Genomic DNA, 14,157 nt, shown 5'->3' with positions numbered 1-14,157 from the left:
AAACGCAACTCAACGGGTACGACGGCGCAACTCAACGGGTACGACGGCGCTGCCGCGCCTTCTCGGCCAGCCTGACCAGCGCTGCCGGGAAGATCTCTCCGGGCGGGGTCACGAGCCCGGCGCCGACCTGTCCGGTGCCTGCGACCTTGCCGGCCATGCCGGTGTTGATCTGCGGCAGGATCCCGGTGCGGCAGACGCGGGTGACGTCGATGCCGGACGGAACGCCGCGGAAGTCGAGGATCGGCACCGACCAGCGCGGGTTCTCACCGAGCGTGATCTCGTGCATCCGCCGGGTGGTGGCCAGGGCGTCGGACACGGTCCCGCCCACCAGGCGCACGATCGCGGGTGCGGTGGCCATCGCGAAGCCGCCGATGCCGGCGGTCTCGGTGATCGCCGAGTCGCCGATGTCGGCGTTGGCGTCGTCGGGGCCGTAGTCGCCGAGGTAGAGACCGTCGGCGACCTGTGCCGGCCCGGTGAACCATTCGTCGCCGGTGCCGGAGACCTGGATGCCGAAGTCGGTGCCGTTGCGCGCCATCGCCACCACCATCGTCGAGCCCTCGATGTCGCGGGCCGCGTCGAGCGCCAGCTTGCAGGCCGGCATGGCAAGGTTGAGGAAGAAGTGGTCGTTGGCCCCGATAAACCTGAGCGACTCGGCAATGTCAGCAGGGTCGGCCGAGTCGGCCCGGGACATCGCCATCGCCGGCGCGAGATCGCGCAGCATCATCAGCGTGCCCGCGCGGTTGCGGTTGTGGGCCTCGTCGCCCATCTGGAGCATCTGGGTCAGGATGCCGGTCACGTCGACCGGACCATGGGCGCGTACGGCGGTGCGCAGCAGTGGCCCGAGCACGTCGCCCATCCAGCGCAGTCGGGTGAGCACGTCGGGGCCGTAGGCGCCGTACCTCAGCACCTTGCCGAGGCCCTCGTTGAGCGAGCAGTGCGTACGCCGCCCGGTGGTCGGGTCCTCAAGCACGAACATCCACATCGACGGCGTGACCACACCGGCCATCGGGCCGACGGTGTTGCGGTGGTGGCAGGGCTCGAGGCTGACGGACGTGCCGGCCTCGAAGAGGCGTACGGCGTCCTCGGGGTCCTCGACCAGGCCCTCCAGTGCGGCGCCACCCATCAGCGCGCCACGTAACGGGCCGGTCGCGCGGGCCCACTCGATCGGCGGGCCGGCGTGCAGGAACTCGCCCTCCTGGAGGCCGAGCACCTCGCTGGCCGGGCCGACGTCGACGAGCATCGCCTGGACGCCGAGCATCGCCGCGAGGGCCTGCTCGTTGGCGGCGGAGCGGAGCGGGTCGCTCGCCAGGGTGGCCAGGTCGTCGGCCGTGTCGGGCATCGGCGGGCGCCAGTCGACGCGGGTGACGTCGACGGCCTGGCCGGCCACGGCGTCGGCGAAGAGGTCGGCGCCGACGCCGACGACGAGCTGGGGGGTGGGGGTGGTCATCGGGGTCCTCCCGCGAGAGTCAGGGCGACGGCAGCACGGGTGGCCGCCGCGTTGGAGAGGTGCACCTGCGCGCCGGCTTCGGCGAGGGCGGCCACCTGCCGTTCGAGTCCTTGGGGGTCGGCCGCCGTGCCGACCACGGAGACCACGACGGGCTGGCTGACTGCCGCGATGGCCGGGGCCAGCAGGGCCGCCGGATCGGGCTCGGCCGCATGGCCGAGTACGACGTCGAGGAGGAGTACGCAGGTAGTGGGGTCGGCGGCGGTCCGGGCGAGATGCTCGAGGCGGAGCGTCGGGTCGATCATCGGGTGCGCACGCCCGGCGGTCAGCTCGTCGTCGCCGAAGTCGATCATCGTGTGACCAACTGCTGTGAGGCCTGCGCCGAGCTCGAGCTCGAGCCCGGCCGAGAGCGGGATGTTGCTGCGGATCGGGCCGAGCTCAGCCGTCGCGATCAGCATCGCCTCATCGCACAGGGTGCCGCCGACGAAGAGGCCTCGCAGATGGCCGCCGGTCGATGCGCGCACAGTCGCGGGCTCGCGCACCGGCCACTGGGGCACCGGCCTGCCCAGTGCGCCGAGAGCCGACTCGCAGGCGGCGGTCAGGTCGGGTCGCCCGGCACCGAGGAACGCGAACTCGACCTGCGTGCCCAGCCCGGCGGCGTACTCACGAATCTCGTCGGCGACGTCGTCGGCCGGCGGCTTCGAGACCAGGACGATGAGCTCGACCGAGTCGTCTGCGTCGAGGCGGGCCAGCGCGGCGCGCGTGGACAGGCCACGCACCTGGGCGGAGAGGTCGCGGCCGCCGACCCCGAGTGCGTGCGTCACGCCGACGCCGGCGTGGTCGAGCAGGCAGAGGAGCTGCTGGGCCCCGGTGCCGGACGCCGCGACGAGAGCGACCGGTCCGGGCTCGGTGGTGTTGGCGAAGCCGAGCCCGATGCCGCCCAGGACGCTGGTGCCGCAGTCGGGTCCCATGACGAGTACGCCGCGCTCGGCCGCCGCTCGTTTGAGGGCGAGCTCGTGGTCGAGGCGCATGTTGTCGCTGAAGATCATCACGTCGCGGCCGGCCTCGACCGCGTCCATCGCCTCGACCAGGGCGTTCGCGCCAGGCACCGAGACCAGCACGAGCGCGTTGTCGGGCGCCTGCCTGAGCGCGGTGGCGGTCGTGCGCGGCGGCGCCTGCTCCTCGGAGGCCGACTCGGTGCGGGTGGCGAGGGCGTTCTCCATGGCGGCGTGAGCCTTGGCGAGGGCGTCGGGGCCGGCGTCGTCGGTCAGCCTGACCGCCACGACCATGTCGTTGGGCGTGGCACCGGCGGGCACGTCGAACCCCATCTGCGCGAGCACGTCGACGTTGAGGGGAGTGCCCATCGCGACCTGGGCGGTCGCGACTCCGGGCAGCTGCTGGAGGGTCCGGCTGACCTGCAGCAGGGCCACGGAGTCGGCGTACGCGCCGGGGCGCAGCTCGACGTGGCTGGTGGCAGTGGTCATGCGGCGGCCTTCCGGTGGAGGTGGGTGAGCGCGGCGCGGGCGCCGTAGAGCAGTCCGGAGCCGGAGGAGTGGCCGACGGCGGCCAGCCTCGCAGCCCGGGTCGGTTCGTCGGCCTCGGTCGCGGCCATCCACGCAGCGAACTCGGGGATCACCTCGCCGTGGGCCGCACACTCGATGAGCGTGGCGGACAGGGTCGTGGTGCGCGTGCGCGCGCGGCCGACGAGGTCGTCGGCCCAGGGCGTGGCCACCCTGACGGAATGGTGCAGGGCGAGCCAGCCGCACACGACGTCGTCGCCGAGCGGGGTCAGGCCGCCGCCGCGGCCGAGCAAGCTGTCGAGCCGTTCTGCGTGGAGGTCGAGGGCGGTGAGCTCTGCGGCCACGCCGGGGTCGATGCCGGCTGCCGGGTCGCCGGCTACGGGGCCTCGCATCAGCCGGGGCACGGCGGCGTCGACCACGCGGCGTACGGGAAGGGCGACACCGTCGACCTGCAGGACACCGCCACGGATCTCGGCGTGCTCGCCGGTGAGTGGAGCGACCGTGGTGGTGGCCAGGCGCAGGCCGCACGGTACGGCGGTCGCGGCGGACCCGACCACGCCCGTGCAGAAGGCGTCTGGCCCGGGGAGCGCGACGTAGATCGCGTGCGGTCCGCGGTGCACGATCGCCAGCGTCGCGTCGGGTGTGCGCGCCACCAGGGAGCGCAAGCGCGCCGGGGCGCTGACTGGCAGTTGGACCATCATGATCGACCACGCTAGTGGCGATGCATACTGTTGACCGATGTGAGGTTCTGCCAACGATCTGGTGAATGAGGTCCAACAGTTGACGACACGTGGTGGGGCCAGCGCGGCGCTGGCCCGGATCGATGCCCTGCACTCGGCGCTGACCGAGCTCGTCCTCGAGGGCGGTGACCTCGACCGGATCGCCGCCGAGGCCGCGCGCGTCCTCGACCTGGGTGTCCTGATCACCTCGACCGACGGCCGGGAACGGGCGTCGGCGGTCAGCGACGACCTGCGTACGGCGCTCGGCGAGGCCGGACTTGTCGACCCCACCGGCCGGGTCCGGGTCGAGCGGGCCGGTGCCGACGGCGTACCCCTGGGCACCGGTGAGGCGCGCGTGCTGCGGGTCGTCGCGGGCGGCACCGACCTCGCACGCCTGGTGGCCTGCCGGGCGGACGGCGAGATCAACCAGGACGACGTGCACGCGCTCGAACGTGCGGCCGCCGTGGCCGCGTTGCTGATCACCCGTGAGCAGGCGGTGTCGGCCGTCGAGACGAAGTACCAGGGCGACTTCCTGCGCGACCTCTTCCTGGGTCGGGCCGGCGACATCGCCTACGTCACCGGGCACCTGGCGTCCTTCGGCTGGGACCTCAACCGCCCCAACGTCGTCGTGTGCGCCGAGATCGACCCCGCGCCCGCCGACGTGGCGGGGGAGTCGGCCCAGCACCGGCAGTGGCAGGAGCGTTTCGCACGGGCCTGGCGGCAGGTCACCCGCGACGTCGGCCCGGGGATCCCGACGGCCGACTTCTCCTCGGAGGTGGTGTGCCTGCTGCCCGCCCTCGAGCGCGACCGCGTGGCCCACGACGTCGTACGACGGGTGGTGAAGGCGGTGGCCGGCGACAAGGGCGGTGGGCGCCGGCCGTTCACCGTCGGCGTGAGTCGGGTGATCACGTCGCTGGCCGGGCTGCCGGACGCCTATGCGCAGTCGCGCCGGGCGCTGGCGATCGGAAAGAAGCTGCACGGCAGCGGATCCACGACGTTCTTCGACCAGCTCGGCGTGCACCGTCTGTTCGCGCTGGTGCCGGACTCGCTCGAGCTGCGCGAGTTCGCCCGCGACGTACTCGGTCCGTTGGCCGAGCCGACGGACGAGGCGGCCAAGGCGCGCGAGACCTTGCAGGTGCTGCTCGACACCAACTTCAACGTGGCCGAGGCGGCGCGGGCGCAGTTCGTGCACTACAACACGCTGCGCTACCGGGTCAGCAAGCTCGAACGTCAGCTCGGTCCGCTCTCGAGCGACCCGCACCTGCGGCTCGACGTCGCGGTCGCGCTGCGGGTGCTCGACATCTCCTGAGAGCCCGCCGTCCGGCGATCCCAAGCGACACGCGTCAACCTCTGCCAACGAACCCGGCGTTCCTTCGACAGATCTCGCTCTGACTGCGGTGTGATGGGGAGCACTAACTTGTGACTTCTCGGGCACACCCGGACCAATGCGTGGAGGGACTCCGAAGATGTCGATGTTCAAGTGGGACGTGGTTGACCCGGAGCCGGGAGTGGCCGTCGCGCCACACCAGCGGCTGCCGTGGGGCAAGACGATCGGGCTCGGCGCGCAGCACGTGGTGGCCATGTTCGGCGCGACCTTCGTGTTCCCCCTGGTGATGGGGCTCGACGCCAACCTCGCCATCATGTTCTCCGGAATCTGCACGATCATGTTCCTGCTGATCTGTGCCAACCGGGTGCCCAGCTACCTCGGCACCAGCGCGTCGTTCGTCGCGAGCGTCGCGGCGATCCGTGGCCAGGGCGGCGACTCCGCCGACGTCACCGGCGCGATCATGGTCGCCGGCGTCGTGCTGCTGCTGGTGGGCGTGCTCGTCCACTTCGCCGGCGGCGCCGTGATCCACAAGATCCTGCCGCCCGCCGTCACCGGTGCCGTCGTCATGCTGATCGGCTTCAACCTGGCTCCGGTCGTGGCGGGCATCTACTGGCCCCAGGACCAGTGGATCGCGCTGCTGACCGCCGCGTTCATGGTGCTGGCGGCCGTGACGTTCCCCGGCTTCTGGGCCCGGATCGCGGTGTTCCTCGCGCTGATCTTCGGCTACCTGATCAGCCTCTTCGCCGACATCATCTTCGGCCCGATCAACTCCATCACCGGGTCCAGCAACGGCGAGCTCCTCGACCACGACCGGGTCAGCTGGGCGGGCGTCAAGGCCGCCGACTGGATCGGCTTCCCGAGCGGTGACCTTCTTGACGGCGTCTCGGTCGTGCACGGCCCGAGCATCTCGCTCTCGTTCGTGCTGCTCGTGCTGCCCGGCGTCATCGCGCTGATCGCCGAGAACACCGGACACGTCAAGGCGGTCGCCGAGATGACCGGCGAGAACCTCGACCCCTACATGGGCCGCGCGATCGGCGCCGACGGCCTCGCCACGGCGTTCGCCAGCGCGTTCGGCGGCTCGCCCACCACGACGTACGCCGAGAACATCGGCGTCATGGGTGCCACTCGCGTCTATTCGACGGCTGCCTACTACGTCGCCGCGATCGTGGCGATCCTGCTCGGTCTATGCCCCAAGTTCGGCGCCATCGTCAACGCCACCCCCGGTGGTGTGCTCGGCGGGATCACCGTGGTGCTCTACGGCATGATCGGCCTGGTGGGCGCCAAGATCTGGGTCGAGAACCGCGTCGACTTCGGCAACCCGGTCAACTTGGTCGGCCTCGCCGCCGGCCTGATCGCCGGCATCGGCGGCGTCACGCTCAAGATCACCGACGACTTCGAGCTCGGCGGCATCGCCCTGGGCACGATCATGGTGATCGCGTTCTTCCACATGGTCAACTTCCGCAAGAGCCGCGATTCGGGCGAGGTGACTCGGGCGCTGTGAAGCCGGCACCCTTCGCCTACGTCCGCCCGTCGACGCTGTCGGAGGCCCTCACTGCACTCGGTGAGGACCCCGACGCGAAGGTGCTGGCCGGTGGCCAGTCCCTGCTCCCGTTGCTGTCGATGCGGCTCGCCGCACCGTCGCGTCTCGTCGACATCAACGGGCTGCCCGACCTCGACCACGTGACGTGTACTCCGGCAGGCGTGCGCGTCGGCGCCCTGGCTCGGCACAGCGCGGTGCTGGCCTCTGCGGAGGCCGCCGCGTCGCAGCCGCTGCTGAAGATGGCCCTCGAGCACGTCGCCCACGCGACCATCCGCAACCGTGGCACCACGGTGGGCTCCGTCGTACACGCGGATCCTGCGTCGGAGCTGCCTGCCGTGCTGATGCTCCTCGGTGGCTCGGTCGATGTCGAAGGGCCATCGGGGCGGCGCACCATCGCCGCCGATGAGCTCTACGTCGGCCCGCTCGAGACGTCGATGCGGCGCGACGAGATCGCGGTGGAGGCGTTCTTCCCCGCCCTCGTGCCGAGTGCGGGCGTGGCCTTCGAGGAGATCGCCCGGAGGCAGGGCGACTACGCGATGGCCGGCCTGGCCGCCCACGTCGTACTCGACGGCGACCGCGTGGTCTCGGCCAGGGCTGGCTTCTTCTCTGTCTGCGACCAGCCGACCGTCGTCGACCTCACCGGCGCCGACGACCCGGGTGCGGCAGCAATGGCCCACCTCGATCCGGCCGCCGACATCCACGCCACCGCCGACTACCGCGCCCACCTGGTGCGCGTGCTGACACCGCGCGTGCTGGCTGCCGCGACCGAACACGCCCGCGGGAGGGCCCATGGCTGAGTCATTTCGGGAAGAACTGCACGACGTCACGCTGACGGTCAACGGTGCACCGCACGCCGTGCGCGTGCCCGCGCGTCGGCTGCTGTCCGACGCGATCCGCCACGACTGCGGGTTGACCGGCACCCACGTCGGCTGCGAGCACGGCGTCTGTGGAGCCTGCACGGTCTTGCTCGACGGCAAGCCGGTGCGCTCGTGCCTGCTGCTCGCGGTCTCCGTCGCCGGCGCCGAGATCACGACCGTCGAAGGACTCGGCGGTGACGACGACTCGCTCGGGCCCGTGCAGCAGGCGTTCGCGGACTGCCACGGCCTCCAGTGCGGCTTCTGTACGCCGGGCTTCCTGACCACGATCACCGCCGGGCTGCGCGAGAACCCCACGCCCACCAAGGCCGAGGCCACCGAGATGATCGCCGGCAACCTGTGCCGCTGCACCGGCTACCAGAACATCGTGAAGTCGGTCCTGCGCGCAGCCGAGATCACTGCCGAGCGGGAGCAGTCATGACGACCAGGCTCTTCGGCCAGAAGGTCCCGCGCGTCGAGGACCAGCGTTTCCTGCGCGGCAAGGGACGGTACGTCGACGACATCCTGGTCGGCGCGCACGCCGGCACGCTGCACGCCGCCGTACTTCGATCACCCCACGCCCACGCCAGGATCCTCGAGATCGACGTCGACGAGGTGCTCGGCCTCGAAGGCGTGCACGCCGTCTGGACCCACGAGGACCTGACCGGCGCGATGGCGGCCCCGCTGCCGCTGCTGATCCCGCATCCGGCGCTGACGCACGGACGCACGCAGTTCGCTCTCGCGAAGGACGAGGTCAACTACGTCGGCGAGGCCATCGCCTTCGTGGTCGCCGACGACCGCTACGTCGCCGAGGACGCCGTCGACCGGATCCGGGTCAGCTACGAGTTCCTGCCGCCGGTGGTCGGCATCGAGGCCGCTCGCGCGGCCACCAACCTCGTGCACGACGACGTACCCGGCAATGTCGGTGCGCGCATGGAGCAGAAGAACGGCGACGCCCCGGCGGCGATCGCCAAGGCTCCGCGCACCCTGTCGCTGGACCTCTTCATCGAGCGCAGCTCGTGCCAGCCGATGGAGGGCAGGGGAGTGGTCGCGCGCTGGGACCCCGACACCAGCCGGCTGACCGTGTGGAGCTCCACGCAGACGTCCACAGGTGTCCGAGGCTGTGTCGCCGCGCGGCTCGACCTTGCCCTCGCGCAGGTCGACGTCGTCACGCCCGACGTGGGCGGCGGCTTCGGCGTCAAGATCGTGCACCCGTGGCCCGAGGAGCTGCTCGTGCCGATGGCGGCGCGCGCACTCGGGCGCCCGGTGAAGTTCACCGAGGACCGGCGCGAGCACTTCATCTCCTCCGCGCACGAGCGCGCACAGGTGCACCACGTCGAGGTCGGCTTCGACGACGACGGCCGGGTGCTCGGCCTGGACGTGCAGTTCTGGCACGACCACGGCGCCTACTCGCCGTACGGGCTGATCGTCCCGATCATCACGGCCACCCAGCTGCTGGGGCCGTACAAGCCGGGTGCCTACCGGGTGCGGTTCGAGTCGCTGTTCACCAACACGGTGATGGTGACGCCCTACCGCGGCGCCGGCCGGCCGCAGGGCTGCTTCGTGATGGAGCGGACCATGGACGCCATCGCTGCCGAGCTCGGCATGGACCGTGCCGAGGTGCGCGCCAACAACTTCATCCAGCCCGACGAGTTCCCCTACGAGCACGGGCTGGTCTTCCAGGACGGCCGCGAGCTGACCTACGACTCGGGTGACTACCCGGCGTCGCTCGAGAAGATCAAGGCGCTGATCGGCTGGGACGACTTCCCGGCGCTCAAGGCGGAGGCGGCAAAGGAAGGGCGGCAGCTCGGCATCGGCCTCGGCTGCTACGTCGAGGGCACCGGCGTCGGACCCTACGAAGGCGCGCACGTCCACATCGAGACCTCCGGCAAGGTCAAGGTCGCGATCGGCCTCACCACCCAGGGCCAGGGGCACGCGACCGTCTTCGCGCAGCTCGTGGCCGACGAGCTCGGCGTACCCATCGAGGACGTCGAGGTCACCTCCGGCGACACCCGCAAGATGCCGTACGCCGTCGGCACGTTCGCGTCGCGCGCGGCCGTGATGAGCGGCTCGGCGGTGCACCTGGCCGCCAAGTCGGCCAAGGAGAAGGCCCTACGCATTGCGGCGGAAGCGCTCGAGGCCGACGTCGACGACCTCGAGATCATCGACGGGATCGTGCGCGTGCGCGGCACCGACGCCCAGCTCGCACTTGGCACGGTGGCGGTGCTGTCCAACCCGCTGCGCTACGCGTTCGACGAGGCCTCCAAGGCTGCCACCCAGTTCGCCGTGGGCGACGCGAGCAAGCCGCCGGTCGCCGAGGGCGAGTCGCCCGGTCTGGAAGGTCGGGAGTTCTACTCACCACAACGCGCGACGTTCGCCTCCGGCATGCACGCCGTGATCGTCGAGACCGATCCGGACACCGCGGAGATCAGGATCGTGCGGTACGCCGTCGTCCACGACTGCGGCAACATCATCAACCCGATGATCGTGGAGGGTCAGATCCACGGCGGTGTCGCGCAGGGCGTGGGTGGTGCGCTCTACGAGAAGATGGCGTACGACGAGTCCGGCCAGCTGCAGAACGCATCGTTCATGGATTTCCTGATGCCTTACGTCACCGAGGTCCCCGACACCATCGAGATCGACCACCTCGAGACACCGTCGCCGCTCAACCCGCTCGGCATCAAGGGCGCCGGCGAGGCCGGCGTGATCCCCGGCTCCGCCGCGATCGCGGCCGCCATCGAGGACGCCGAGGGCTTCACCATCACGTCGATGCCGATCTCGCCGTCCGACCTCTACGCGCTGCGCCTGACCCACAAGGAGACCTCATGAAGTTCACGGGCGAGAACGTCCTGAATGCACCCATCGACCAGGTCTGGGACGCGCTGCTCGACCCGGCCGTCCTGGTGCGCACGATCCCGGGCTGCTCGCGGCTCGAAGCGACCGGCGAGAACTCCTACGACATGACCGTCACCGCCGGCGTCGCCGCGATCAAGGGCACGTACGCCGGCACCTGCAAGCTCCACGACCTCCAGCCGCACGAGTCGCTGATGATGGACCTCCAGGGCGCCGGTGCTCCCGGCACCATCGGCGCCCAGGTGGCCGTCGCCTTCCACGACGCCGGCGACGGCACCACCCGCATCACCTACGACGCCGACGCAGTGGTCGGCGGCATGGTCGGCGGCGTCGGCCAGCGGATGCTCACCTCGGTCTCGCGCAAGATGGCCGGCGAGTTCTTCGGCAACGTCGGCAACGTCCTGTCTGGCGCCTCGCCCACCCCGCCGGTCGAGCGGAGTCGAGACCAAGCCCCGGCAGAGGTCGGCCAGGTCTTCACCGCCCCCGCGGCCACCCCGGCGGTCGGCTCCCAGCAGGACTTCCTGACGGGCATCGCCGTCGGCGCCGGGCTCGTGCTCGCCGGCGTCTTCGCGGGCGCCGTACTCGGGCGTCGTCGATGACCGACCTCACGGTCGACTCCACCGCGCGCGAGATGGTCGCGGCCGTGGCCGACCGTGGGATCTCCGCGCGCGAGCTGATGGACCTGCACCTGGCGCGCATCGCCGAACGCAACCCCGGGCTCAACGCGATCGTCTCGCTCGACGAGGAGCGCGCTCGCACCGGCGCGACCGAGGCCGACGAGGCGCTGACGTCCGGCGACGAGGTCGGACCGTTGCACGGGCTCCCGTTCGCCTTCAAGGACACCCACGCGGTCGGGGGCTGGCGCACGACGTACGGCTCGCCGCTCTTCGCCGACCACGTGCCCGAGAACGACGAGCTGGTCGTCGAGCGCGTACGCCGCGCCGGCGCGGTGACGATCGGCAAGACCAACGTGCCGGAGTTCGCCGCCGGGTCGCACACCTTCAACACGATCTTCGGTACGACGCTCAACCCCGTCGACCCGCGCTTCTCCGCCGGCGGCTCGAGTGGGGGAGCGGCGTGCGCGCTGGCCTCCGGCATGGTGCCGCTCGCGGAGGGCTCCGACATGGGCGGCTCGCTGCGCAACCCGGCGTCGTTCTGCGGTGTCGTCGGCATGCGCCCGTCGCTGGGCCGGGTGCCGGAGTGGCCGCAGCGCAACCACTGGGAGACGACGTCTGTCGCCGGACCGATGGCCCGCAACGTCGGCGACCTGGCGCTGCTCCTCTCTGTCCTCGCCGGCCCGGATCCGCGGGCGCCGATGGCCTTGGGCGACCCCGGCTCCGTGTTTGCGTCTCCGGTTGCCGGCTCGTTGTCCGGGCTCCGGGTCGCGCTGAGCATCGACCTCGGCGGCGCCTTCGAGGTCGACGACCGGGTCGCCGCGGTGGTCGAGGAAGGCGGACGGACGTTCACGGCGAACGGCTCTCACGTCACGGGTGCACACCCCGACCTCAGCCTCGCCGATGACACCTTCCGCACCCTCCGCGCCTGGCACTTCCAGGCGAAGTTCGGGAAGCTCCTCGCCGACAACCCCCACTCCTTCAAGCAGTCACTGGCCGACAACATCCGCCTCGGCCAGGGCCTGACCGGCGCCGACATCGCCCGCGCGTACGCCCAGCGCACCTCGCTCGCCGAGGCGATGCGCCTGTTCTTCGAGCAGTACGACGTCCTCGTGCTGCCGGTCTCACAGGTGCCGCCGTTCCCCGCCGATCAGGAGTTCCCCTCCGACATCAACGGCAAGCCCATGGAGACCTACCTCGACTGGATGAAGTCGGCGTACTTCATCACCGTCACCGGCTGCCCGGCCATCTCCCTCCCCACCGGTGACACCGTCGACGGCTTGCCGGTCGGCATCCAGATCGTCGCCCCTCATGGCGCCGACCGGAGGCTGCTTGAGATCGCGGCGGCCGTCGAGGGCGCCGACCGCTGAGGCCAGCTGGGCTAGACCACCATGGCCACCTTGGTCTCGAGGGACGTACTCGGCCGTGACCGGGGCGGAAGCCCGGAGACTGCCGGCCCGCCCGCGCGGGCTGCGGCTTCCCGGAGGCGCGTGACCGTCGGCCGCGCCTGCGATCAGGGCCCGGACGGCGCTCGACCCCGCCTACGGCTCCGGGGGGAGGTTGACCGGGCGGGGTCGATGCGTCTTCTCTGTGCCGCGTTCCCGAGACACACACCGCCAGATGGGGGATCTGATGTGCGGGTGGTGCCTCGAAACGCAATGTAGGGCTATTCTGCCACAAGCCTTGCCAATATGTGACAAAATCTTGTCAAACTACCGTTCCGGTCTTCCGGGGCCAGAAAGAAGTCATCATGAGCGGAACGCACAGGATCCTCGTCGGAGTCGTCGCCATGCTGTCGCTGCTGGGAGTCGGGGGAGTGGTCACCGCCGCGACGCCGGACTCGGCGAGCTTGGACTCCGCGCCCGTGGTGATGTCAAACCGCTGGTGCTGCTGACGCCCCGGAGTCAGCGTGTCCTCGCCGGTGTCACCTGGCGTGAGGACGGAGCCATCAGCCCGGTTGCCGCTGCGGCGCGACGGTAGGCGTCTAGCGCAGACGCGGGTTCGTCGACGCTCTCGAACAACCCGGCGAGCTCGAACCACAGCTGCGCGGCCGCGCGGTCCGCGCCCACTCCACTGAGCAGGAGGACCGCCTCCTGGAAGTGGCTGCGGGCGGTGTCGAGCGCATCCTCGTGCACTGCGATCTGACCGAGCAGGGCGAACGCGTCTGCGGCGAGTAGCGGCATGCCGGAACGAACCCCCGTCGCGGTCTCGGTGGCCTGACGACGAGCGCCGTCTGTGTCCCCGAGCAGGAACCGCGCGCGCGCCTGTGCGATCCGGTTGTCGGCCAGGTCGGCCGGCCCCGCACCGGTGAACGCGAGATCGTCGGCAGCATGCGTCAGGAGATCGAGCGCCTCCTCGGGCTCCGGCGGGTCGAGTCGAAGTTGGAGGATGCCCAGGTGGGTGCGCAGTCGCGCGATGTTGCGTGCGTCGTCGGTAGCTTCGATCACGGCCAGGGCGCGACGGGTCATCGGCAGCGCTGCTGCGGCGTTGCCGCGCATCGACTCGATGACCGAGCTGTTCCAGTACGCCATCGCCTTCGCAACGGGCGAAGCAATGGCCTCCGCGCGCTCGATCCCGCGCCGGCACAGGCGAGCGGCGTAGGCGGCGTCACCCTGCTCATAGTAGGCCGCTGCGAGGGTGAGGGTCAGCCGGATGGCCTCGTCGACCCCGTCCAGCTCGAGCTCCTCGACGCGCCGGGTCCCCTGGGTGCCGACCTCGATCGCGCGGCCGAGCTCGCCTGACTCCCGGTAGCACCGGCTCAGTGCGGCCAGACCGTCGATCCAGGCCAGGTCCGGCGGCGATGTCTCGGCGAGGTCCTCGAGCGCGAGGATCGCCTCTTGTAGGTCACCGGTCGCTTCGAGGGCACTTGCGCGGAGGTAGCAGGTGCTGCGACGCAGGTCGGTGAGCTCCTCGACCGCGGGATCCGCGAGGATCCGGCTGACGATCTCGAGCGCCTGGTCAGGCGACCCCGTGGCCAGTGCCAGCTCCGCGTGGTCGAGCTGGAGCCGCAGCTCGGCGATGTGGTCGGGCGCGACACCGAGCAGCAGCTCATCGACGGTGACGGCGAGCCGATCTGCAATCCCGACGAGCAGCCCGGTGTCCGGCCGACGCTGTCCGCTCTCGATCCGCGAGACGTATCCGACCGAGACCGCGTCACCCGCCACCTGGGTCTGGGTCAGCCCCGCGCGCAGGCGCGCAGTTCTGATCCGGTCGCCCAGCTGTGCAGGGTCGATCGTGCGGAGCAGGTCGATGAGGTCGTCGCGCATCCCCCCATTGTGACTGAAGA

General features: G+C 70.9%; 12 protein-coding genes. 8 read left to right on the top strand and 4 right to left on the bottom strand.

Features of this window, described 5'->3' with window-relative positions; genetic code table 11:
• Positions 1-31: 31 nt before the first annotated feature.
• From H4Q84_RS07665 to H4Q84_RS07655, 3 genes are read right to left on the bottom strand one after another with little or no spacing between them, the layout of a single operon-like run.
• Positions 32-1,447 carry a DUF1116 domain-containing protein gene (locus H4Q84_RS07665; RefSeq protein ID WP_248582799.1) on the bottom strand — a complete coding sequence of 472 codons (1,416 nt, stop codon included), beginning with the start codon at positions 1,445-1,447 and terminating at the stop codon, positions 32-34.
• Positions 1,444-2,928, bottom strand: coding sequence for an FdrA family protein (locus H4Q84_RS07660; protein WP_248582798.1), 1,485 nt, complete (start codon positions 2,926-2,928; stop codon positions 1,444-1,446). The genes H4Q84_RS07665 and H4Q84_RS07660 overlap by 4 nt, the downstream gene beginning before the upstream one ends.
• Complete coding sequence (locus H4Q84_RS07655) at positions 2,925-3,665, bottom strand: DUF2877 domain-containing protein (RefSeq protein WP_248582797.1); 741 nt, start codon at positions 3,663-3,665, stop codon at positions 2,925-2,927. Before H4Q84_RS07655 ends, H4Q84_RS07660 begins: the two co-directional genes overlap by 4 nt.
• Before the next feature lie 79 nt (positions 3,666-3,744).
• Here H4Q84_RS07655 and H4Q84_RS07650 point away from each other — a divergent pair, with 79 nt between their 5' ends.
• The 8 genes from H4Q84_RS07650 (at position 3,745) to H4Q84_RS07615 (ending at position 12,765) form a co-directional block, all read left to right on the top strand.
• Positions 3,745-4,992, top strand: a complete 1,248-nt coding sequence (locus H4Q84_RS07650; RefSeq protein WP_248582796.1) for a helix-turn-helix domain-containing protein — start codon at positions 3,745-3,747, stop codon at positions 4,990-4,992.
• Between the two features lie 157 nt (positions 4,993-5,149).
• Entirely contained in the window at positions 5,150-6,511 is a 1,362-nt protein-coding gene (locus H4Q84_RS07645; RefSeq protein WP_248582795.1) for a solute carrier family 23 protein, read from the top strand.
• Positions 6,508-7,347 (top strand): FAD binding domain-containing protein, encoded by an 840-nt coding sequence (locus tag H4Q84_RS07640; RefSeq protein WP_248582794.1) that lies wholly within the window; start codon positions 6,508-6,510, stop codon positions 7,345-7,347. The genes H4Q84_RS07645 and H4Q84_RS07640 overlap by 4 nt, the downstream gene beginning before the upstream one ends.
• Positions 7,340-7,846, top strand: a complete 507-nt coding sequence (locus H4Q84_RS07635; protein WP_248582793.1) for a (2Fe-2S)-binding protein — start codon at positions 7,340-7,342, stop codon at positions 7,844-7,846. Before H4Q84_RS07640 ends, H4Q84_RS07635 begins: the two co-directional genes overlap by 8 nt.
• The gene (gene cutA, locus H4Q84_RS07630) at positions 7,843-10,233 is read left to right on the top strand and encodes an aerobic carbon-monoxide dehydrogenase large subunit (RefSeq protein ID WP_248582792.1); all 2,391 of its coding nucleotides are present in this window, start codon (positions 7,843-7,845) and stop codon (positions 10,231-10,233) included. Before H4Q84_RS07635 ends, cutA begins: the two co-directional genes overlap by 4 nt.
• Entirely contained in the window at positions 10,230-10,856 is a 627-nt protein-coding gene (locus H4Q84_RS07625; protein WP_248582791.1) for a carbon monoxide dehydrogenase subunit G, read from the top strand. The genes cutA and H4Q84_RS07625 overlap by 4 nt, the downstream gene beginning before the upstream one ends.
• The gene (locus H4Q84_RS07620) at positions 10,853-12,241 is read left to right on the top strand and encodes an amidase (RefSeq protein ID WP_248582790.1); all 1,389 of its coding nucleotides are present in this window, start codon (positions 10,853-10,855) and stop codon (positions 12,239-12,241) included. The genes H4Q84_RS07625 and H4Q84_RS07620 overlap by 4 nt, the downstream gene beginning before the upstream one ends.
• Before the next feature lie 380 nt (positions 12,242-12,621).
• On the top strand, positions 12,622-12,765 hold the full coding sequence (locus tag H4Q84_RS07615; RefSeq protein WP_248582789.1) for a hypothetical protein: 144 nt from the start codon (positions 12,622-12,624) through the stop codon (positions 12,763-12,765).
• A gap of 10 nt (positions 12,766-12,775) precedes the next feature.
• On the opposite strand, the gene H4Q84_RS07610 is transcribed toward H4Q84_RS07615, so the two are convergent.
• The gene (locus H4Q84_RS07610; RefSeq protein WP_248582788.1) at positions 12,776-14,137 is read right to left on the bottom strand and encodes a helix-turn-helix transcriptional regulator; all 1,362 of its coding nucleotides are present in this window, start codon (positions 14,135-14,137) and stop codon (positions 12,776-12,778) included.
• Between the last annotated feature and the right edge of the window lie 20 nt (positions 14,138-14,157).

This window comes from Nocardioides sp. InS609-2, from assembly GCF_023208195.1.
Taxonomy (GTDB): Bacteria; Actinomycetota; Actinomycetes; order Propionibacteriales; family Nocardioidaceae; genus Nocardioides.
This window is presented reverse-complemented; position numbering and strand designations above follow the sequence as displayed.

Bases quoted from the DNA above. Each gene is read 5' to 3' on its own strand.
- H4Q84_RS07635 (WP_248582793.1), top strand. From the start codon at position 7,340: ATGGCTGAGTCATTTCGGGAAGAACTGCACGACGTCACGCTGACGGTC.
- H4Q84_RS07655 (WP_248582797.1), bottom strand. From the start codon at position 3,665: ATGATGGTCCAACTGCCAGTCAGCGCCCCGGCGCGCTTGCGCTCCCTG.
- H4Q84_RS07615 (WP_248582789.1), top strand. From the start codon at position 12,622: ATGAGCGGAACGCACAGGATCCTCGTCGGAGTCGTCGCCATGCTGTCG.
- H4Q84_RS07660 (WP_248582798.1), bottom strand. From the start codon at position 2,928: ATGACCACTGCCACCAGCCACGTCGAGCTGCGCCCCGGCGCGTACGCC.
- H4Q84_RS07620 (WP_248582790.1), top strand. From the start codon at position 10,853: ATGACCGACCTCACGGTCGACTCCACCGCGCGCGAGATGGTCGCGGCC.
- H4Q84_RS07665 (WP_248582799.1), bottom strand. From the start codon at position 1,447: ATGACCACCCCCACCCCCCAGCTCGTCGTCGGCGTCGGCGCCGACCTC.
- H4Q84_RS07610 (WP_248582788.1), bottom strand. From the start codon at position 14,137: ATGCGCGACGACCTCATCGACCTGCTCCGCACGATCGACCCTGCACAG.
- cutA (WP_248582792.1), top strand. From the start codon at position 7,843: ATGACGACCAGGCTCTTCGGCCAGAAGGTCCCGCGCGTCGAGGACCAG.
- H4Q84_RS07625 (WP_248582791.1), top strand. From the start codon at position 10,230: ATGAAGTTCACGGGCGAGAACGTCCTGAATGCACCCATCGACCAGGTC.
- H4Q84_RS07645 (WP_248582795.1), top strand. From the start codon at position 5,150: ATGTCGATGTTCAAGTGGGACGTGGTTGACCCGGAGCCGGGAGTGGCC.